The sequence below is a fragment of the Sporosalibacterium faouarense genome, assembly GCF_016765695.1.
GTDB classification, from domain to species: domain Bacteria; phylum Bacillota; class Clostridia; order Tissierellales; family VENL01; genus Sporosalibacterium; species Sporosalibacterium faouarense.
Window position 1 is genome coordinate 145,951 of record NZ_JAETGO010000043.1, and the last position, 19,866, is coordinate 165,816.

General features: G+C 31.4%; 23 protein-coding genes. 6 read left to right on the forward strand and 17 right to left on the reverse strand.

Translation table 11 applies throughout. The features are described 5' to 3' along the window. Positions 1-81 precede the first annotated feature (81 nt). The 3 genes from JMO20_RS08600 to JMO20_RS08610 all read right to left on the reverse strand — a co-directional run bounded on the left by JMO20_RS08600 (position 82) and on the right by JMO20_RS08610 (position 3,436). Entirely contained in the window at positions 82-447 is a 366-nt protein-coding gene (locus JMO20_RS08600) for a NifB/NifX family molybdenum-iron cluster-binding protein (RefSeq protein WP_202709162.1), read from the reverse strand. Between the two features lie 160 nt (positions 448-607). Beyond that, entirely contained in the window at positions 608-1,306 is a 699-nt protein-coding gene (locus tag JMO20_RS08605) for a YkgJ family cysteine cluster protein (RefSeq protein ID WP_202709194.1), read from the reverse strand. Between the two features lie 405 nt (positions 1,307-1,711). Continuing rightward, positions 1,712-3,436: a Na+/H+ antiporter NhaC family protein gene (locus JMO20_RS08610; RefSeq protein ID WP_202709163.1), complete on the reverse strand. Its 1,725-nt coding sequence runs from the start codon at positions 3,434-3,436 to the stop codon at positions 1,712-1,714. 312 nt (positions 3,437-3,748) lie between these two features. Here JMO20_RS08610 and JMO20_RS08615 point away from each other — a divergent pair, with 312 nt between their 5' ends. From JMO20_RS08615 to JMO20_RS08625, 3 genes are all read left to right on the forward strand, one after another. Next, on the forward strand, positions 3,749-4,117 hold the full coding sequence (locus JMO20_RS08615; protein ID WP_202709164.1) for a hypothetical protein: 369 nt from the start codon (positions 3,749-3,751) through the stop codon (positions 4,115-4,117). 118 nt (positions 4,118-4,235) lie between these two features. Further along, positions 4,236-4,373, forward strand: coding sequence for a hypothetical protein (locus tag JMO20_RS08620; RefSeq protein ID WP_202709165.1), 138 nt, complete (start codon positions 4,236-4,238; stop codon positions 4,371-4,373). Between the two features lie 280 nt (positions 4,374-4,653). Further along, the gene (locus JMO20_RS08625; RefSeq protein WP_202709166.1) at positions 4,654-5,118 is read left to right on the forward strand and encodes a hypothetical protein; all 465 of its coding nucleotides are present in this window, start codon (positions 4,654-4,656) and stop codon (positions 5,116-5,118) included. Between the two features lie 118 nt (positions 5,119-5,236). On the opposite strand, the gene JMO20_RS08630 is transcribed toward JMO20_RS08625, so the two are convergent. The 7 genes from JMO20_RS08630 to cysK all read right to left on the reverse strand — a co-directional run bounded on the left by JMO20_RS08630 (position 5,237) and on the right by cysK (position 13,278). Further along, the gene (locus JMO20_RS08630; protein ID WP_202709167.1) at positions 5,237-5,980 is read right to left on the reverse strand and encodes a YebC/PmpR family DNA-binding transcriptional regulator; all 744 of its coding nucleotides are present in this window, start codon (positions 5,978-5,980) and stop codon (positions 5,237-5,239) included. 166 nt (positions 5,981-6,146) lie between these two features. After that, entirely contained in the window at positions 6,147-7,481 is a 1,335-nt protein-coding gene (locus JMO20_RS08635) for an ABC transporter permease subunit (RefSeq protein WP_243414687.1), read from the reverse strand. 1 nt (position 7,482) lies between these two features. Beyond that, on the reverse strand, positions 7,483-8,538 hold the full coding sequence (locus JMO20_RS08640; RefSeq protein ID WP_202709168.1) for an ABC transporter permease subunit: 1,056 nt from the start codon (positions 8,536-8,538) through the stop codon (positions 7,483-7,485). 2 nt (positions 8,539-8,540) lie between these two features. After that, a complete protein-coding gene (locus tag JMO20_RS08645; RefSeq protein ID WP_202709169.1) occupies positions 8,541-10,142 on the reverse strand; it encodes a sugar ABC transporter ATP-binding protein in 1,602 nt (533 codons plus the stop codon). 72 nt (positions 10,143-10,214) lie between these two features. Beyond that, a complete protein-coding gene (locus JMO20_RS08650) occupies positions 10,215-11,378 on the reverse strand; it encodes a DUF3798 domain-containing protein (RefSeq protein WP_202709170.1) in 1,164 nt (387 codons plus the stop codon). A 201-nt stretch (positions 11,379-11,579) separates the two neighbouring features. Then, positions 11,580-12,299, reverse strand: a complete 720-nt coding sequence (nadE, locus tag JMO20_RS08655; RefSeq protein ID WP_202709171.1) for an NAD(+) synthase — start codon at positions 12,297-12,299, stop codon at positions 11,580-11,582. A gap of 64 nt (positions 12,300-12,363) precedes the next feature. Next, the gene (gene cysK, locus JMO20_RS08660) at positions 12,364-13,278 is read right to left on the reverse strand and encodes a cysteine synthase A (protein ID WP_202709172.1); all 915 of its coding nucleotides are present in this window, start codon (positions 13,276-13,278) and stop codon (positions 12,364-12,366) included. A 166-nt stretch (positions 13,279-13,444) separates the two neighbouring features. Here cysK and JMO20_RS08665 point away from each other — a divergent pair, with 166 nt between their 5' ends. Then, a complete protein-coding gene (locus tag JMO20_RS08665) occupies positions 13,445-13,810 on the forward strand; it encodes a sulfite exporter TauE/SafE family protein (RefSeq protein ID WP_202709173.1) in 366 nt (121 codons plus the stop codon). Further along, positions 13,807-14,175 carry a TSUP family transporter gene (locus tag JMO20_RS08670; RefSeq protein ID WP_202709174.1) on the forward strand — a complete coding sequence of 123 codons (369 nt, stop codon included), beginning with the start codon at positions 13,807-13,809 and terminating at the stop codon, positions 14,173-14,175. The genes JMO20_RS08665 and JMO20_RS08670 overlap by 4 nt, the downstream gene beginning before the upstream one ends. Positions 14,176-14,198: 23 nt before the next feature. Here the strand turns inward: JMO20_RS08670 and JMO20_RS08675 are convergent, their stop codons facing one another. The 4 genes from JMO20_RS08675 to JMO20_RS08690 all read right to left on the reverse strand — a co-directional run bounded on the left by JMO20_RS08675 (position 14,199) and on the right by JMO20_RS08690 (position 16,345). Continuing rightward, complete coding sequence (locus JMO20_RS08675; RefSeq protein ID WP_202709175.1) at positions 14,199-14,591, reverse strand: CoA-binding protein; 393 nt, start codon at positions 14,589-14,591, stop codon at positions 14,199-14,201. A gap of 64 nt (positions 14,592-14,655) precedes the next feature. Beyond that, positions 14,656-14,892: a hypothetical protein gene (locus JMO20_RS08680; RefSeq protein ID WP_202709176.1), complete on the reverse strand. Its 237-nt coding sequence runs from the start codon at positions 14,890-14,892 to the stop codon at positions 14,656-14,658. A 265-nt stretch (positions 14,893-15,157) separates the two neighbouring features. Continuing rightward, positions 15,158-15,817, reverse strand: a complete 660-nt coding sequence (locus tag JMO20_RS08685) for a YigZ family protein (protein ID WP_202709177.1) — start codon at positions 15,815-15,817, stop codon at positions 15,158-15,160. A 93-nt stretch (positions 15,818-15,910) separates the two neighbouring features. Next, complete coding sequence (locus tag JMO20_RS08690) at positions 15,911-16,345, reverse strand: NUDIX hydrolase (protein WP_202709178.1); 435 nt, start codon at positions 16,343-16,345, stop codon at positions 15,911-15,913. A gap of 195 nt (positions 16,346-16,540) precedes the next feature. Here JMO20_RS08690 and JMO20_RS08695 point away from each other — a divergent pair, with 195 nt between their 5' ends. Then, positions 16,541-16,999 (forward strand): DUF3189 family protein, encoded by a 459-nt coding sequence (locus tag JMO20_RS08695; protein WP_202709179.1) that lies wholly within the window; start codon positions 16,541-16,543, stop codon positions 16,997-16,999. On the opposite strand, the gene JMO20_RS08700 is transcribed toward JMO20_RS08695, so the two are convergent. From JMO20_RS08700 to yunB, 3 genes are all read right to left on the reverse strand, one after another. Further along, entirely contained in the window at positions 16,989-17,654 is a 666-nt protein-coding gene (locus JMO20_RS08700) for a HEAT repeat domain-containing protein (RefSeq protein WP_202709180.1), read from the reverse strand. The genes JMO20_RS08695 and JMO20_RS08700 overlap by 11 nt on opposite strands. A gap of 12 nt (positions 17,655-17,666) precedes the next feature. Continuing rightward, on the reverse strand, positions 17,667-18,959 hold the full coding sequence (gene hflX / locus JMO20_RS08705) for a GTPase HflX (RefSeq protein WP_202709181.1): 1,293 nt from the start codon (positions 18,957-18,959) through the stop codon (positions 17,667-17,669). A 323-nt stretch (positions 18,960-19,282) separates the two neighbouring features. Continuing rightward, positions 19,283-19,866, reverse strand: a 584-nt coding sequence (yunB, locus tag JMO20_RS08710) for a sporulation protein YunB (RefSeq protein ID WP_202709182.1), incomplete at its 5' end; no start/stop codon positions are given.

Below are 19,866 nucleotides of genomic sequence, written 5' to 3' on the forward strand. Positions count from 1 at the left end.
TATAATAAACAAAAGCTTACAAAATGCATTTTCTGCCCTTTTGTAAGCTTGGAATCCCTTTCACATATGAACTAAAAGTATCTATTTATCATGATGACCGCAACTATCTTCGTGGTCATGCTCTTTACATACTTCATTAGAAGAGTTAAGTTCGCCATCTAAATAGATTTTTATGATATCCCCAATAGGACCTTTAGCACCAGTTATAACTTCTATATTATTTTGGGTAAATAATTCTTGTGCCATTTCACCCATTCCTCCAGAAATTATAACATTTACTCCTTGCTCATTTAAGAAGCGTGGTAAGAACCCAGGTCTATGCCCTGGATTTTCTATAAATCTCTCTTTTTCCACATTACCTTTATTTACTTCTACCATATGAAATCCTTCACAATGACCAAAATGCTGCGATACTTTATTATCTTCTACAGCTAACGCTATTTTCATATTATTACCTCCTATACCTATTATTATTAACAAAAGTTATTAGCATATGCTATTTATATTATAGATTTATTTATAGTTTTTGTCAAATGCCATTAACTAAAAAAATAAAATGAGTCCATAAAGACACATTTTATTAAAAATCTAATTATATTTTTACTATTTAGCTTTCTATAAACCAATGAGAAATTGGTTTTATTAATAATTCACTTTTTTCTTCAATTAAAAGTCTTGAGATTTTCTCAACTGTATTCTCAATTAAGCTTAAGTTTGCATCTGTGTATTTTACGGGTTCATTAGAATTTTCAAAACTGCAGGCATCAGGATGAGAAAAAACATAATGCGTTCTACACTTAACAGGTCTAGCTTTATATATCTGACATTCACCTTCTTCTGATAAAAATAAACATTTCTCAGTAACTCCTGCAGCTATTTTCTCCTTTAATTTTAAACTAAAATCTTCACTTAGATTATTCTTAATATATCTTTTAATATGTTCGGCCTCAATTTTTGTTATCCCTATATTAGAATTACAACAGTAGTAACATCCTCTTTTACATGAAGTAAACTTCAGAACATCCTGTAAGGCTTCTGCTAGCATTGAATAAGTCTTAGCTAAGCTTTTCATCCCTTCTTCCAGAGAAAAGTCATATTGGGAAATCCTAAGTTTAGTTAAAGTTCTATTAAAGTCCATAATTTCCTTAAAGCTCTTTAAACTTTGATTTTTATCTACCATGACTGCTTTATTTTTATAATTATAGTTAACCAAATACTTTGTGTTCAAACAGCAATCCATATACCTTTTTCCACTTCCACAAGGACAAGGTTCATTTCTACCTAATTGAATACCTCTACCATTCATAGTCTACCCCCTTCTATATTTATATACATTCTTATTTTCAAAATTTAATATTTAAGGAAATTATATATTTACAAATTGCATATAAGCTTGTTAAAAATTCAAACATACAATTTCCTCATTTAGATAGTTAAGTCTAAAAATCAAAAACAAGTATATATAAATATATATAGGTAGAAATCAGTTTATATGACATCACTTCTTTATTCTTATAGATTACTATTATTACTCCCTCTCTTTTCTAGTCTCAAAATTATTATTAAATCTAAAATATTTTGAAATATTATAATTGTATTTCTTTCCTTGAACAAAAAACATAAGGCATGATTTCAAAAAGAAATCATGCCTCAAAATTACTCCAATGAATATAATCAATTATTTATCAATCATAAATTGACAATCTAATTCTTAATTATTAATTTCTTCTCCCTGCTCAGCTATTAAATCCTCACGAGCAACACTTTTCCCAACAAAGCGAACAATTAAGAATATAGCAACTATGCCCATTATTAATGATAATACTAAAGGAAGTCCTGGAGTTCCATCACTTAATGCACCAACTATTAGATATGCAATTATAGCTAATATAGCTCCAGTAATAGCATAAGGAGCCTGGGTTTTAACATGATCAATATGATCCGAGGCCGATGCCATAGAAGACATTATGGTTGTATCAGAAATCGGCGAACAATGATCCCCGAAAATAGAACCTGTTAAAACTGAACCAATTGTTGCAAACATCAATGTTGCACTAGCAGGATCACCATTGATATAACTAACAGCTAGAGGTACTGCTAAAGGAAGTACTATTGCCATAGTTCCCCATGAAGTACCCGTTGCAAAAGCTACTATACAAGAAATAGCAAATACTATGATTGGAAGTAATCCACCTGGTAAGTTGTTTGATATTTTACTAACTAAATAATCAGCAGCTCCAACCTGTTCAGTTACACTTCCCAATGACCAAGCTAAAACAAGAATTACACATGTAATAAGAAGGGATTTTGCTCCATCTATCCATGAGTCAAAAGCCTCAGCTAGGTCAAAGATTTTTTGACTTAATCCCATAACAATAGCTACAATACTAGACAATATTGCTGCCCAAATAAGTGCGATACTAGGGTCTGCATTTCCAAAAGAAGTTCTAAATCCTTCCCATGTGAACGGATTTATTCCCTCACTATAGGTATATCCATTATACCAAAGTCCTATAAATCCAACGATTACAAGAGTTAATATTGGAACTAATGCGTTTGAAACTCTAAGTTTAGTTCCCTCTTTAATTTCTGTATCTGTCATTTCTTTTCCAGCCATAGGTTTTGCACCATCAGCGATAACTTGACCTGTCAATCTAGCTCTTTTTTCAGCTTTATACATAGGTCCATATTCTCTCTGTAAAAATGCAACAGCAAATACTAGTACTAAAGCAAAAATACTATAAAATCTAAATGGAATTGTCTTTACAAATACTTCATATACATTTGCTTCAATTCCCAAATTTGCAAATGCATCATTTATTAGGCCAATTTCATACCCAATCCATGTTGAAACTAATGCCATACCTACCACAGGTGCAGCTGTAGAGTCAACTATATAAGCAAGTTTTTCTCTAGATACATTTAATTTGTCAGTAAGTGGTCTCATAGTTGGTCCAACTATTAAAGTGTTAGCATAGTCATCAAAGAAAACGAAAATTCCTAAAAACCATGTTACTATTTGAGCACTTCTAGGAGATTTAGCTCTCTTAGCCAATGCTTCAGCTATAGCTCTTGTACCTCCCATTTTACTAATTACTCCAACCATACCACCAATACTTAATGTAAAGATTATAATTGCAGCATTCCATCCATCTGCTAATGAGCCTACTATGAATTCATCCAAGGTTCTTAAAAATCCATAAAAAGGATTCCATCCATTAAGCATCATAGCACCAGTAAATATACCTAAGAATAGTGATAATAATACTTGTTTAGTTAAAAAAGCTAATAAAATTGCTAATAATGGAGGTAATAGTGATAATATACCAAAATTCACTTCCTCCTCTGCACCTTTAGACCCTGCCAAAGATGGTAATGCCATTATGAAAATCATTGCAATTACTAGAATGATTCCCAAAAGTCTTTTCTTATTCATTTTTCCCCTCCTAATATTAATTTTCTAATGCCTTTGTTCAATCACCCCCATGGCAAATTTGAAATATTTAAAAGTACTCATATCTTTATTATTCTATAAATATTTACACTTTCCTTCCATTATGAATGATTTTTTTACATTTTTGTAATGAAATTATTTCCTATTGTTCATATTTATATTCTTTTTTATTAATTATCACAGTTATCAATGAATTGATGTTAAATTATGTAAGATTATAATTGGTTATCATAATATTTGTATTAATTCTTTCAAGACTTGTATGATAAAATGGGATTTAGAGGGGGATATATTTTGAATAGATTTATAGAAAAATATCAGAAAAACTTTCTTATAGAAAATGACTTGATCGAGCTAACAGAAGTATCGGAAAAGAGACAAGAAGAATTTAAAAAAGAGTTTAATAAAGTACCACCTATTAGAGAAGAGGAATTCCTTAAGGACCATGAGGTTGAGTATGACCATTCAACCAAAAAGTTTTACTATAAAACACCACTAAATTTAAGTGATGAGGAACTAAAAAAAATCATAGCAATGAAATCTTTAAATCTTATATCTAATAGTAATAAAAAATTAGGAGTTATTAGAAATATATTATTATTCTTTTTAATTTTAACAATCATTATTGTTTTACCTATGATTTTAAGTTTTTTAATTGGTTGATACGCTTTAAAGCCACAGAAAATTAATTTTTTTGTGGCTTTTTATGTATCAATTTTTTATTCCTAGACATAATAATCAAGAAAAGTTTCAAAACTGAGTATGAAAGGAGGTTATAGTAATGAAAAACAATAAAAATAAGGATAGGAATAAGAAAAATAATGAAAATAAGAACGCCAACTTAGAAGTAGCTAAAGAGTTTGATTTCAACAATAATGATAATAATAGAAAGAACAAAAATAATAAAAAAAATAAGTAAATAGTTCTTAACTTTAAATCTAGTGAAAATTTTTAATTGAAGTCGGTTTTAAAGTTGCCAAAATTATAGTGCATTCTAATGATTCTATAGTTTTGGCAAAAATACTATTATAAACCTTTTTAATTCTATATGAAATTGTAGATAAAAATTATGGAATACCAAAGTATAATAATTTAATCTTCACCATATTTCTATTATATTGTTAACATATTTAATTAAAATTGTAATAAAAAAATTGTACAAGCATATAATTAAATGAGTCTACAATGGGGGGATTTATATGTCTTCGGTTTATAATGATTTAACCTTAGCTATGAAAAGAAAAACAGATAGAATTGAATCAATTAAGAAAAAAATTAAAAATAAAGAAGTTATGCTAACTGTCAGCAGAGTCTTAATTTATTCTTCAGTTATTTTACTTATTTTTCAATTAAATAGTCTTTGGAATAAAACCTTATCTGCTTTAAATAACTCAACTTTTATAGACAGTAATGCAATATTATCTTTATTTTCTTCTTTAAGTGCATTACAGTTATATACTATAATAATACTAGTCATCTCTATTATTTTCCATTCACTCTATCTGAAATCACTAGCTAATCTAAATAAGGAATATAATAGTCTAAGAATTGATATTATTTCTTCATTAGAACGTAAGTTTTGTGAACATAAGGAAGATTGTAATTGTAAGACTAACTATATAAAATATATGGATGAACTCAATATTGATGTTATCTTTAAGTGAACTTCTTTTGCTAAAACAAAACATAGGGACTTCAAATAGAAAAAAAATTCATCAAAAAAACACCTTATATACTATAAATGCTGATTGACATATACAGTATCAAGGTGTTTATTCTTTATTATATTTCTAAATCTTCTGGCATATCCCAGTTATGCCATATTTCTTGTACATCATCAGAATCTTCGATTGCATCAATCAATTTAGACATCTTCTTAACATCATCTTCTTCAGTCAGCTTAGTTTCTGTTTGAGGTATAAATGAAACCTCTGCTGTTGAAAATTTATATCCATCTCCTTTAAGTGTATTTCTTGTATTAGCAAAATCACTAGGATCTGTAATTATTTCAAAATAGTCTTCTTCAGCTTGGAAATCCTCTGCACCAGCTTCTAATGCAGCCATCATTACCTCTTCTTCATCCATTTCATCAGTTCTATCTATAATAAGTACACCTTTTCTATCAAACATAAATGAAACACAGCCATCTGCACCTAAGTTTCCACCATATTTAGTAAAGTAATGTCTCACATCGGCTGCAGTTCTATTCTTATTATCTGTTAGACATTGAACCATAACTGCAACTCCATTAGGTCCATATCCTTCATAAGTTATTTGTTCATAGTTTACTCCTTCAAGGTCTCCTGTACCTTTTTTTACAGCTCTATCAATATTATCATTAGGCATATTTTGAGCTTTAGCTTTTTCTATAGCATTACTTAACTCAGTGTTATACTCAGGGTCTCCCCCACCTTCTCTTGCTGCAACGGTTATCGCCCTCGCAAGTTTTGTGAAAACCTTAGCTTTTTTAGCATCTTGCTTGCCTTTTCTATGCTTAATATTAGCCCACTTTGAATGTCCAGCCATATTAAATTCCTCCTTTTCAAATTTCATAGAATTATTTTAGCAAAAAAAAATTAAAAGATATAATTAGTTTATATAGTTTAAAATGAAAATTAAGATAGACTAACTTATTCAATAATATTCTAACACAGAAATCACTAAAAAAAAAGTGGATGTGAAAACACCCACTTTACTCTATTTTAAGCTTTCTTTTTAACTCAGCTCTATTCTTCCAAGCATGTAAGCCTAATGAAACACCTATTACTCCATATACCACAAAAGCCCTGAAAAATTCTCCAATCTGAGCATCCCCAAATAAATTTTTGCCTGCTAAAGGTGATACTATAAATAAAGTATGGAACAAAGCTGTTCCTAATATAGCCTGACCTACTGTAGCTTTAGATACAGAGGCTCCACCTATTAACAAGGCTGCAATTGAGAACATTCCTATCTGCTCGTGACTACCATAGGTATTCAAAGTACCTATGTTTTGTAAAAATATAAGCTGACCCCATGCTGCTAAAACAGTAGATATCACTATAGCTAAAACCCTAATCCTATCTACATTGATGCCTGCTACTTTAGCGATATGTTTATCTTGTCCTACTGTTCTAAATTCTTGCCCAAGCTTTGTCTTTACAATCAATATATTAAACAAACATAATACACCTATTACAATCACTGTAACTACAGGTAGTTGAATATTTTTAAGAGGTGTATTTCCTGCTACTATAACAATGCTTAATATTAAAAGGATAGCAAACATTGACATATTAACTATATATTTAAAACTATCTTTAGATTTATTTTGTTTTTCCCGTCTATTAACTATTCCTCTTCTATTCGTAAGCTTAAATATATTGTATAGAATAGCTAAAATGGAAAAGGCTATCAATACATAGAATATAGGGAGTTTCAAAATCTGATCTAAGGCATATTTTATACCAGTCTCTTTAACACCACCTGATAAATCTATTGTATTTCTTATTCCAACACCGCTGCTCAACATCAATACATTATTTTTCATAGGAATAATTGTTCCAACTAAAAATAAGAAAACTAATTGATATACTCCATTGGCAAAATAGCCGACAATCATACTTGTTATCATTTCTTGGCCTTTAGTCTTATTTAATAGTTTGCCAGTTAGATATCCGAAAAGTACAGCAAAGGGAAAAGCAATTACTGCACAAAGTAAAAAGCCTGGTAATCCAGTTATTCCCCAATGGGTTACAGCAATAATAGCTATCTGTCCTGCCATAGCTCCGACAACTATACTAAAATTCAATCCCATTCCAGCCAATACAGGTATGATTAACGCTAAAACTAAAAAGGAATTTCTTGAAATTCTCGTTACAAGCTCGTTTGCAACAAAGAAAATCGGAAGTCCAGATAGCTTTATTCCTATAAGACAAAGAACGACAAATATAATTGTAACTATGTTATTCATAACAACATCTTTAATCTTTTCACCAAAATTAGTATTATTGTTTATTTTATTTTTCAACTTGTTTACATTGGCCAAATCACTCACCCCCAATTACTTTCGTTAAAGCGTAAAGTATTATTCCATTTTGAACTATCATACGAAGTGCTTCAGAAATATTACCTTCACTCATTATGGAGCTAGCAACTGGCAATGCAATAGTTAGTAGCCCTTGAAATAGAAATACGCCTAATATAACATGGGATACATGTGCCTTCTGTGCTGATGCACCACCGATTAATATAGCTGCTACAGCTGGAAATGCAACCATCAAAGGAGCTTGATACAATTGAATAAAACCATAACTTTGTGTATATACAATTATACCTATAGCCCCAAGTACTGTGGATAGTACAGTACCAATAATTCTATTATTATCAACGTTAATTCCTGATGCGATTGCAAACTTTGGATTATCCCCTGCTGTCTTCAAAGCTAAGCCTGATTTACTCCTTAAGAATAACCAAACTATAGTACAAAGAATAAAAAAGAATACCAGTAATCCAGTTGGTATTTTAAGTTCTCCAAAACCAGGAATAATAGCATCTATATGCCATAACTTATTTAATACCTCTGCAAACCTTTCCCCTAAGGAAATAGTAACCCTCAGCCCTTTTCCTATTGGCCAAACCATTTCTGGACTCTTAAATGGCATGATTATCCAACCTATACTCATAAGGAAAACAACTGAAAACCCTGTATATGTAGCAATCATCATTTCTGATCCCTTTACTTTATTTAGAAGCAATCCATATACCCATCCAACAATTACAGCAAATGGTATAGAAATTATTATTGCAGCAAAGAAACCAGGAAAACCAGTTAGATTCATTTCTATACTAATTAAAGTTCCTAGTAGCCCACAAATCACTCCTAAAGGGAGTCCGAAGTTGGGTCCTGTTCCTGAGAGAATAGCTGGTACCATTGCTAGAACCAATACACCATTCATTCCAATTCTGACCAATACTTGATTTGTAAGCATATCTGTAGGTAGACCTAGAAATACAGCCATAATACAAATTGAAATAAAGAATAGAATTATAATTATCCTTGGAAGCCCTAAATGATTCATTAATTCTCTTATCGACCTATCCATTTTTAAGCCTCCTCCTTATGAAATTTATGATATTCCCCTGCCATCATTAAACCAAAGTCTACGTCGCTATCAAATGGTGAGAGTATACCCTCCAGCTTGCCTTCGGAGATTATAGCTATTCTATTACATATACTTCTCAATTCTCCCAATTCACTTGAAGTCATCACTATAGTCATTCCTAATTCTTTATTTAATTTATATAATAAATCGAGAATTAATTTTTTTGCCCCAACATCAATTCCTCTCGTAGGTTCAGAAATAAATAATATATCTGGCTCTAAAGTCAATGCCCTAGCAATACAAACTTTTTGTTGATTCCCTCCACTCAGTCTTCTAGTAAGCTGTTGTGGACCTTGACACCTTACATCTAGATTATTTATCATTTTTATAGCATGCCTTTTCACTTTGCCATTATTAATCTGAGTTATTGGTCCAATCTTATGCAAGAACTTATTTTGCATCTGCATTGCTGTTAAAACAATATTTAATTGTATTGAAGAGTCTAACAACAATCCTATGCCCCGTCTGTCTTCTGACACAAATCCTATTCCATTTTGTATCATTGTTTTAGGATCATTTAATTTTAACTTCTTACCCTTTAAATAAACCTCTCCTCTAGTTGGATATAACCCCATGATACCGTTAGCTATTCCAATCTTACCCTGACCAGCAAGTCCTCCTATTCCAAGTATCTCGCCCTTTTTAATAGATAAATTTATACCCTTAACTTCCTCACCAGGCATAGACACCCTAAGATTCTTTAGCGTCATAATATCTTCTGAATCTTCACTAGACTTTCTATTCTCGGATGGAACATTTCTTTCTATCTTTCTTCCAACCATTAATAGTGCTAACTCTGAAACATTTGTCTCTTCTTTTTTCTTAGTGGCTACAACTTCCCCATCTCTAAGTATAGTTATATTATCAGCTGTATCCATAACTTCATCTAATCTATGGGTAATAAAAAGTATTGCTATTCCAGTACTAGCTAATTTTTTCATAGATTTTAATAGATTGTCCGCTTCACTCTCGGTAAGTACAGCAGTAGGCTCATCAAATACTAATAGCTTAATATTTCTCTTGTCTATTTCCCTGGCTATTTCTATGAATTGCATATGTCCTACAGGTAAACCAGATACCTTTGCCTTTTCACTTATTTCTAATCCCAATGTATCCAATGATCTTCTAGCATCACTCTCCATACTTCTTTTATCCAAGGTTTTTAAGCTACTTCCTAAAAGACGACTTATTAAGTTATGCTTAGTTGTTTCTCTATTAAGCTTGATATTTTCAGTAATTGTAAATCCAGGAATCAACATAAACTCTTGATGAACCATCCCGATGCCCAATTTCATTGCTTCCTTTGGCGATTTCACGTTTACTAGCTGTCCATTTATGTAAACATCACCTTCAAACCCTCCTGTTGCATGTATAACAGGCATTCCAAATAATATGTTCATTAATGTTGATTTACCTGCACCATTCTCGCCAAGAAGAGCGTGTATTTCTCCTGGCTTAACATTTATATTTACACCATTTAAAACTTTATTATTAAAATATACCTTATGAATGTTTTTCATCTGTAGAGTATATTTTGTATCCAATATTCTTCCCCCCTATGGAATGCTAATAGATAAGGCTGCCACAGTGTAGCAGCCCTATGTAGTTATTCTTAATTAAAAGTCAATAAAATCTGAAAGAACAAGCAGATAATTTTCATACTCTGTATCTGTATTTTCATCTAAATAGGATACAACAGTCATATTTATATCTTCAGCACTTTCAACATGATTTTCCACATATGAGGTAAATTTATCCTTAATAACATCTACATCAAGCTTTCCATCAGTTTCACCTTGAATATAAGCTTTAGCGTATTCAACACCTGCATCTACAAACATCATATTCATTGGAACTGGCCAAGTAGAAAATCTTCCTGTGCCTCCCTTTTCTGCTACCTTATCGGTTATTTCACTTACTACATAATCTATATCACCTTTTTTATCATTTGGAATCTCTATCCCTAATGCTCCTGGGAAGCCATGGAAAGGTGATGGACAGCATGGTTGAGGATATATAGCTCCCTCTTCTAACGCAGCCTTTATCAATGGCTCCTGCATTGAACAGTTAGTAGAGAAAAAGGCAGTATTCTTTCCATATTCAGCTACCTTTCTAGGAACATCTTCAAGTATAAATTGCTGTGCTCCCGACACCCCTGCATCACTTGTTGGGTCTGGAGCAGTTGCATCAACAAATTCCATCCCTAATTCTTCACATCTAGCTTTGAATAGTTCTTTTCTTGCTGCTAATAAGGCGTAAGACATATGTCTTGGGAATGAGTAATGTACAAATACTTCTGCTCCCTGTTTTTTAGCTTGTTCCGGTATTGCAGGACCCATTCCAAGCTCATCCATTTGGAATACCACATCGGCCTTCTTAGATATCATTTGAGGGTCTTCTCCTGCTGTCCCAACTATAAATAATATATCTTCTCTTGTTTCCCTCACCTTATCAATCGCTGCTGAAGTACCTGGTATTCCCTGTACTATTACGATTGCTTTAACATCTGGGTCAGCAGCCATGGTCATAACATTTGCCATTACAGTCTCTTGCTCTTTCATAAATTGATCTGGATAGGTTTGGAGTACGATTCTATCCTCTCCATAATTCTCTAATACCTCTTGAGCAGCTCTGTACTCTTCTTCATTTTGTGAAACTGTACCTGTCATGATACCGATCTTCCAATTGTCAGGACCATTACTTGCCGTTTTGTCTCCACAAGCAGCTAAGCTGACAATCATTAGTAGTGATAATAACAATACTACACCTTTTTTAAACATCAGTTTTCCCCCTTAATTTTTTTGATGCCTTGATTTTAGACATACATATCTTAAGACTTAATCCCCCATTTCTTTATTAAATCTCTACTGCTTGTTAGGCTGTATGCATGTCTATCTAATTGTATTAGTATAGTTTTTCAATTATTCTTCATTGATTTATTTTTTTGCAAAAAAATTAAGAGTAGGACTAAAGTCCTACTCTTATCTTCTAAATGCCGGTGGGAATTTTTTCTTATGTTCACTAACTCTCTTCATTCCCTCAATCTTTTGTTTTACTTCTTCTGTACCTTCACCAGTTTGAATATAATGGTCAAGGTCTTTATAACTCATTCCCATTTCGTTTTCATCTGTTTGATCTTCCCACAATCCTGCTGATGGTGGTTTAGTTATAATTATTTCAGGAATATCAAGGAATTTTGCTAATTCTCTAACTTCTTCCTTAACAAAATCAGCTATTGGGAACATATCAACACCACTATCACCATATTTCGTAAAGTATCCAATCGTAAATTCAGCTTTGTTCCCTGTTCCAGCCACAAGATATCCTTTGCTTTGAGCATAGTAATATAATGTCGTCATTCTTAATCTTGGTTTAATATTTGCAACCGCAAGTTTGTGATCGTCATTGCCTTCTACATTGTCTAAAAATTTATCGAAAACTTCGCTTAAGTCAGTCTTTATTATGTCTAAATCTAAGGCTTCTGCAACTAATCTAGCATGCTCCTCATCTTTTCCATTGCTATGGCATGGCATTATAACACCTAATGTATTATCTGGAAAAGCTTTTTTTGCCAAAGCTGCAACTACTGCTGAGTCAATACCTCCGCTGAGTCCTAATACGATACCCTTACACCCAGCATTTTTAACATTGTTTCGTAACCATTCTACTAGTTCACTAACCGTTTTTTCAATATTTTTCATATCAATAACCTCCACTAGATTTTCAAGTACTATGATAGCACATTTATGAAGGTGTATCAATCCTTTATTCAAATATACCAGTACTTAAGTACCTTTCTCCATTGTCTGGAGCTATCACTACTACCCTTTTTCCTTTGCCAAGCTCTTTAGCTTTTTTAATAGCTGCATATACAGCAGCTCCTGAAGATATACCAACTAAAATACCTTCTTCTCTAGCTAATTTTTTAACCATTTGTATAGCATTTTCTCCATCAACCTTTTCTATTTCATCAATAACATTTGTATCTAATATCTTAGGAATAAATCCTGCCCCAATACCTTGAATTTTATGAGGTCCTGGACTACCTCCAGATAATACAGGTGATTTAGTAGGCTCTACTGCAATAGATTTAAAGTCTTTAACTTCTTCTCTAAGTCTTCTAGTTACTCCCGTTATAGTACCACCGGTACCTACTCCTGCTACAAAAGCATCAAATTTACCATCTGTATCCTTAATAATCTCAATAGCTGTTGTTTTAAAATGAATATCTGGATTATACATGTTTTCAAACTGCTGTGGCATAAAATAATTCTCATTTTTGTCAGCTAATTCAGTAGCTTTATCAATTGCTCCTTTCATCCCTTGTTCTCCAGGAGTCAATATTAATTCAGCTCCATATGCCTTTAGTAAATTTCTTCTCTCCATACTCATTGTATCAGGCATTACTAATATTACTTTATATCCTTTTGCAGCTCCCATCATTGCTATCCCTATTCCTGTATTTCCACTGGTTGGCTCAATAATAACAGAACCTTCTTTTAATAACTCCTCTTTCTCAGCCATCTCAACCATATTTAAAGCTATTCTATCCTTCACACTACTGGCTGGATTGAAATACTCAAGTTTAATAAGAACCTCTGCACTATCTTTATCAACTATTCTATTTAACTTCACCATTGGTGTATTTCCAACTAACTCTGAAATATTATTAACTATCATTCTACATACCTCCTGTTTAATTCCTAGTAATCATATCGGAATTTATGTGTTTGCTAATTACATTATAATATATTCTCAGGTGAATATCAAATGTTTTTTAGGAAAAATTAAGTATTATATGATTTATCTTTTCTTACTTTTTAAGTATTATGCATAAGGAGAATTTATGAATATTATAAAGAAAAATATAAAGCTATTAGCAATTGGATTAATAACTGGTATAATTAATGGTCTCTTCGGCTCTGGTGGAGGAACTATAATTGTACCATCACTAATTTTTTTAATTGGTTTAGAAGATCATAAATCCCATGCAACTGCTATCTCTATAATATTACCCTTAAGTATTATTAGTACTATTATTTATATTAATCATGGAGTGTTAAATTTAAAAATTGCAATATGGGTAGCTATAGGGGGAGTATTAGGTGGTTTTATAGGAGCAAAATTATTAAATAAGGTTCCCACTAAAATATTAAGAAGAGGATTTGGTGTTTTTATGATAGTTGCAGCCATAAGGATGATGATTAATTGAAATTATTTATTATAGGACTATTCTCAGGTATAATAAGTGGGATGGGTATTGGTGGAGGTGCAATATTAATACCTGCTCTTATTTTCTTCACCAATATATCGCAGCATGAGGCACAAGGTATTAACTTAATAGTTTTTATCCCAATTGCTTCTGTTGCTCTAATAACTCATTTCCTAAACAAAAATATATCATTAAAGGTAGCAGTACCTGTGATTATAACTGGCATTATTGGTTCAATTATTGGATCAACCTTAGCTCTAAACATAACATCAAGCCTACTTAGAAAAATGTTTGGGGGATTCTTATTGGCCATGGGAATCTATCAATTTTTCAGTAAAGTCAAAAATAAAGAGACCCCTAAATAAGGTCTCTTAATTAACAAATGCTACTATCCTAATGCAACTAATACACAATCATGAAAGACTATTTTCATCCCTAAGTCTTCAGCTTTAGTAATAGTTTCTTCGTCTGCTGTTCCTGGTTGGAACCAAAGATACTCAATTCCTTGTTCATGTGCCTCATCAATTGCTTTCAAACTTACCTTTGGAGGAACTACTAAATCAACTACTTCAGGAGTAACAGGAACATCCTTTAATGTTGGATAACATTTCTCTCCATCGATTTCTTCATATTTTGGATTAACTGGATATACTTCGTATCCATGATTCTTTAGCTTCTTCCATATTTTATATCCAAATTTCTCTTGATTATTAGTGGCGCCAATTACAGCCCAAATCTTTTTCTCTAACATTTCTTTTTTGTTTTTTTCAATTACGTCCATAATTTATAACCTCCTATGTTTTTATTATATATACCCCTCTACAGTATATATTATAACATTAAATTTAACTAGAGAGGTAACTATTATATTTTTCTAGGCCTTTGCCCGTTATGTATTCTTTCTGAGTTATTGGTTTTACCAATAAAACTGCAGAGTGATTATGTTTTCTTTTGGCCCTTGGCATCCTATTACCATTTTCAAAAGCTTCTATTATACTTTTAGCAGTAAAGTACCTAGTGACTGTTATTTCTTTAGTATTACCTAAATGACCGCAGGAAACCAAAACTTTGAAGTATTCCATCACTCTACCCTCCCGATATCATTTTGAGATATTTAAAAAATTCTTAATAAATTCATAAGAACAATTTTAGGGAATACTAATATAATGAAGAAAAATTCTATACGATAAATTTTTTAGCTTAATGATATAAGGACAGGCTATTATTGGTGAATAAAACTGCCTTTATTTATTGTTAATATATATTTATTAAATCTCCAGCATGTATTATTCATAGCATTTGTATATATTACAAAAAAAGAAAAGTGCCTTGAGCACTTAGAATTAATTATTCTTGTTTTTCTTTTAGTCTTTCTCCATTTAATACGGAATAATAAACTTCTCCTACATCTTCAATTTCTCCAGTATCACTAGTTAATTCAATTAGCATGCTTCTAAGTGAGGCTACTCTATCAAATTGACACAATATAATAATATTTACAGCATCATCATAAACTATATTTTCCACTTCATAATTATGCTTCATAAGTTGATTTTCTATCTTCCCATATAGTGTATAGTCAGCTCTTAATTTCACTTTCTTAAATAAAGTTTTATCGACTATCTTAGCCGAATCAATACCAATCTTAGCTCCCTTTGTATAAGCTCTAATTAAACCTCCTCCACCTAACTTTATTCCTCCAAAATATCTAGTCACAACCACAACTGTATTTCTTAAATCTTCCTTTTTCATTACTTCTAAAACTGGCACTCCTGCAGTTCCACTGGGCTCTCCATCGTCACTATATCTTTGTATATTACTATTTTCACCATATACATACGCATATACATTATGAGTTGCATCTTTATGCTTATTGCTTATTTCTTCTATAAACTCTTTTGCATCTTCTTCACTAGAAATCGGCTTTGCATATCCTATAAATCTAGATTTATTTATAGTAACCTCATCATTACCAAATTCATGTACTGTTCTGTATACATCCTTCATACTATCTCTCCTTATAAACAATTACTAAGCCTATTATACATGCTTAATGAAAAAAAATAAAGGATAGCATGGCTATCCTTTACCTTCTATATATTAAGCTAAGATTACTTCTCTATCCTTTAATTTTAAATATTTCTTGTATGAAAGACTAACTAAGGATTTGTCTTGACTATAAGTTATCTTTTCAATTGCGTCACTAATATTAAAGAATCCTCCATCGGTAAATCCTTCTTCTTTATTAATCTCAAAATCATTTTCAAAGGACTCCATAATGTACCAGGTTATTTCATTGCATACTGGCTTCTGTCTTGATAAAGAAAAAAATTCGTAACAAGTTTCTCCCGCCGTAGAAACAACATTAGCATCAAGACCAGTTTCATTCTTAACACGCTCAATTGCCGTCTCTACAGAAAGGAAACCCTTACGAATTTTCCCTTTAGGTAATACCCATTCACCCTTATTGTTTTTCAACAAGAAAACTTTTTCACCACTAAACACGATGCCACCAGCACAATTTCTGAAGAGCATAATTATACGCCTCCTTTTATTATCTTTATTCTTATAATATAACAAATTTTTAAAAATTTCAATATTTTCTAAAAATTTTGTTAAATCCCTGTTAATACTATAATATATAAATTACAGAAAAATTATACAATAATTTTTAATATTTAATTAGGAAATGGGAAAATTAAAATAATATAAGGAGAGTGAAATGTTTAAATGCATATTATATATCACTGTGTAGGAGGAACTCATTCATCTGCTATAGCGGCTGCTGTTCATTTGAATCTACTTCCTGATAATAAAAAACCTAGTCCCAAAGAAATTTTATCCATACCTTTCTTTGATACCTTAGTAAAGGAAGATCAAGGAAAAATACTTTATAGAGGTTCAGATAATCAAAGCAATAAAATATACACCCTTAGCAGACAATTTTCACCTCAGCTGGTGTTGCCTGCTATAAAGGATGCATGGGAACTGGCAGGTGGAAAAAGAGAAAATCTACTCCTAGTAAATTCCATGCCAGCTGTTAATTTACTTATGAAAATTGGCGGCTTTAGTTCTAGAAGACTAGGTCTAGTCTCATTCGGTAGACCTATCGTTACTAGAGGTACTATTAAAGCTTATGATGCCATAGTTAAAATTGTCAATAATACTAAGACAAGGATTAATAATTAGAATTCTGTATTTGATCAATTGCCTGTAATGCAGCTCTTTTTACATAATCCTTTTCACTTCTTCTGAACTGTATTTCCTTTAATAACTTTAATGTATTTAAATCTCCAATATGAGCTAAAGCCTTTATAGCATATTGTCTTACTTGTGAATTCTCATCACTAATTGCCTTCTCCAACCATAGTTTGGATTCCTTTGCTTTTAGTTTTCCTAGAGCAGAGCATGATAATCTTCTAAGATTAACATTGTTGTTTTTTAATTCCATCCTTAACAAGGGCAATAGGCTTTTAAATCTCAATTCTCCTATAGTCCATAAAAGAAGCATTTTATCATCGGGATTTTTAAATTTTGTATATCTCTTATAAATATTTTTTTCTAAAATCCCTTTCATTTCTTCATTTAATTGATTTAAAAAATCCTTTCGCTCATCTTTATTAAGGCTTATAATCTTTATAAGAATATCTTCTTCCTTATCTTTAGGTTGATTAGATTTCATTAGAATTTTGCTATCAATAATTTGTTTTTCAACAACAGCTTTATCTATTCGTCTAATTAAAGCAATTTGACTTATTGACTTCCCTTCTAAGTATAGAAGATAACTAATGAATTTATCATCTAGGTTATTAATATTACTCCACTTCAACTCACATTCTTTCATGTATATCACCCTTTATAATATTTCTACCACAAATCTATTATATTTGTGATAATCAATAGAATCAAGAGTTGTTGTAATCATTGTTCCTTTTTCTTCATAGCTATAATTATCTACTTTTGTATTATCAAAAATATATGATGATAATTGACTTTCATTATAAGGTATTAGTATATTGACTTTAAAGAATTTCTGAGGAAGTTCTTCCTCTATCATTTTCATAAGATTATCAATGTTTATATTTTCTGTAGCAGATATATATATTTTATTTCCTGGGACATTATAAGCTACTTCTTCCCCTTCAAGTTTATCTATTTTGTTGAATACTGTAACCATTGGCTTTTCTTCTACCTCTAAATCCTTAAGGATTTTCATAGTAGTCTTTGTTTGAATATCTAAATCTTCATTGGAAGCATCTACAACATGTAAAAGAAGGTCAGAATACTTTACTTCCTCTAAAGTCCCTTTAAATGCTGCAACCAAATGAGTCGGTAGCTTGCTTACAAAACCAACTGTATCAGTTATTAAGAAGCTTTGACCGTTTGGCAATGTTGCTCTTCTTAAAGTGGTATCTAAGGTAGCAAAGAGCATATCATATGAGAAAACTTCTCTGCTTTCTTCATAGTCCTCACTTCTTTTAATGATTTCATTTAGCAATGTAGATTTTCCTGCATTTGTATATCCCACTAAAGCCACAATGGGTAGTGCAGAATCTTCTCTTCTCTTTCTTTTAATTTCTCTTACACTTTCTACGGATCTTAATTGTCTTCTAATTTCTGATATCCTGCTCTCAATATGTCTTCTATCTATTTCTAATTTCTTTTCACCTGGACCTCTAGTTCCTATTCTAGATCCAGTCCTTGTAATCCTAGACATTTCAGAGCCAAATCCAACAAGCCTTGGTAATCTATATTTTAGTTGAGCAAGTTCTACCTGGAGCTTACCCTCTTTTGAAGTAGCTCTATTGGCGAATATATCTAGAATTAAAGCAGTTCTATCAATTATTCTTCTATCTATAATATCTTCTAAGTTTCTCATTTGAGCACCGGATAATTCATCGTTAAAAACAACTGTATCTATATCCAATTCATCACAATAGTTGGAAATCTCACTAGCCTTGCCTTTGCCTATAAAATAGGCTGAATCAATTTTATGTTTATTCTGTATCACTTCAGATACTGGCTCACCACCAGCTGCTTTTACAAGCTCTTTAAGTTCTTCCATTGAACTTTCTATATTAATGTCATTTTCTCTATCAAGATTAACTCCTACTAGAAGTAGTCTTTCCTGTTCTATTTTTTGTTTCATATAATCACCTCAATTTTTTTGAATAACATCGTATCTTTTCTTTATTTATTCTATTCTACCATCCATAAATTTTAATAAACAAAAAAATCATTTGTATCACCACTTTTCAAGATTTTAAAAGTATGCTAAAAATTATAAATACATACTTATTATAACTATATACTATATACCTTATAAATTTAAGTGTATTTTTTATTATAATTGTTTTCTACATACTATAATAAAGTCTCTTAAAGCAGACTTATATACAAACTTTTCATCTACTCTAAGAGACATTATATATTCATTTTATAAAAATAGATACTAAAATCATGATTTTTATTTTAATCTGCAAAGTTCAGAACTTCACTTTCAGGCACAAATATGTAACTCTCAGGTACATCGCCAACTATAACTGTTTCTGCTATAGGTATTGTGGTGGCAACATTAACGGTTTCAGATGCAAGAGGTACTATTATTTTAACATCAGTATTGATATTCAAATATACTTTATGTATGGTTTGATTGATTCCTGATTCTTCAAATTCTGTGGCAAAGTCAACGGTAACTGTACCTGCTGGAACTATATCTATTTTTACCTTTGGTCCATACTGTGCTAAAATTTGACTGTCAAAAGCATTACCTAAAGGTATTTCTATACTATTTGGAGCAATCTCTCTCATGTTCTGTTGAACCTCTAGAGCTACATCAGAAGCAATGTTATTCATGAGGACAGTATTGGCATGCATTAATGTAATCTTTCCTTCATTATCTGTTTTTACAAAGATTAAATCATTATAGTCTATGTCATTCTTTATCTTTTCTTTTACAGCATCATTGATTGCTTGAGTGGCTACCATTCTTGCCTTAACCTCAGACATGGCTATAATTGTCGGTTTTAAATTTCTATCAACTAAAATAAATCCAT

What these genes read in the sequence shown, in the direction of transcription:
- JMO20_RS08600 (WP_202709162.1), bottom strand. Translation starts at nt 447, where the DNA reads ATGAAAATAGCGTTAGCTGTAGAAGATAATAAAGTATCGCAGCATTTT.
- JMO20_RS08605 (WP_202709194.1), bottom strand. Translation starts at nt 1,306, where the DNA reads ATGAATGGTAGAGGTATTCAATTAGGTAGAAATGAACCTTGTCCTTGT.
- JMO20_RS08610 (WP_202709163.1), bottom strand. Translation starts at nt 3,436, where the DNA reads ATGAATAAGAAAAGACTTTTGGGAATCATTCTAGTAATTGCAATGATT.
- JMO20_RS08620 (WP_202709165.1), top strand. Translation starts at nt 4,236, where the DNA reads ATGAAAAACAATAAAAATAAGGATAGGAATAAGAAAAATAATGAAAAT.
- JMO20_RS08625 (WP_202709166.1), top strand. Translation starts at nt 4,654, where the DNA reads ATGTCTTCGGTTTATAATGATTTAACCTTAGCTATGAAAAGAAAAACA.
- JMO20_RS08630 (WP_202709167.1), bottom strand. Translation starts at nt 5,980, where the DNA reads ATGGCTGGACATTCAAAGTGGGCTAATATTAAGCATAGAAAAGGCAAG.
- JMO20_RS08640 (WP_202709168.1), bottom strand. Translation starts at nt 8,538, where the DNA reads ATGGATAGGTCGATAAGAGAATTAATGAATCATTTAGGGCTTCCAAGG.
- JMO20_RS08650 (WP_202709170.1), bottom strand. Translation starts at nt 11,378, where the DNA reads ATGTTTAAAAAAGGTGTAGTATTGTTATTATCACTACTAATGATTGTC.
- nadE (WP_202709171.1), bottom strand. Translation starts at nt 12,299, where the DNA reads ATGAAAAATATTGAAAAAACGGTTAGTGAACTAGTAGAATGGTTACGA.
- cysK (WP_202709172.1), bottom strand. Translation starts at nt 13,278, where the DNA reads ATGATAGTTAATAATATTTCAGAGTTAGTTGGAAATACACCAATGGTG.
- JMO20_RS08665 (WP_202709173.1), top strand. Translation starts at nt 13,445, where the DNA reads ATGAATATTATAAAGAAAAATATAAAGCTATTAGCAATTGGATTAATA.
- JMO20_RS08675 (WP_202709175.1), bottom strand. Translation starts at nt 14,591, where the DNA reads ATGGACGTAATTGAAAAAAACAAAAAAGAAATGTTAGAGAAAAAGATT.
- JMO20_RS08680 (WP_202709176.1), bottom strand. Translation starts at nt 14,892, where the DNA reads ATGGAATACTTCAAAGTTTTGGTTTCCTGCGGTCATTTAGGTAATACT.
- JMO20_RS08685 (WP_202709177.1), bottom strand. Translation starts at nt 15,817, where the DNA reads ATGAAGGATGTATACAGAACAGTACATGAATTTGGTAATGATGAGGTT.
- JMO20_RS08690 (WP_202709178.1), bottom strand. Translation starts at nt 16,345, where the DNA reads ATGCTCTTCAGAAATTGTGCTGGTGGCATCGTGTTTAGTGGTGAAAAA.
- JMO20_RS08695 (WP_202709179.1), top strand. Translation starts at nt 16,541, where the DNA reads ATGCATATTATATATCACTGTGTAGGAGGAACTCATTCATCTGCTATA.
- JMO20_RS08700 (WP_202709180.1), bottom strand. Translation starts at nt 17,654, where the DNA reads ATGAAAGAATGTGAGTTGAAGTGGAGTAATATTAATAACCTAGATGAT.
- hflX (WP_202709181.1), bottom strand. Translation starts at nt 18,959, where the DNA reads ATGAAACAAAAAATAGAACAGGAAAGACTACTTCTAGTAGGAGTTAAT.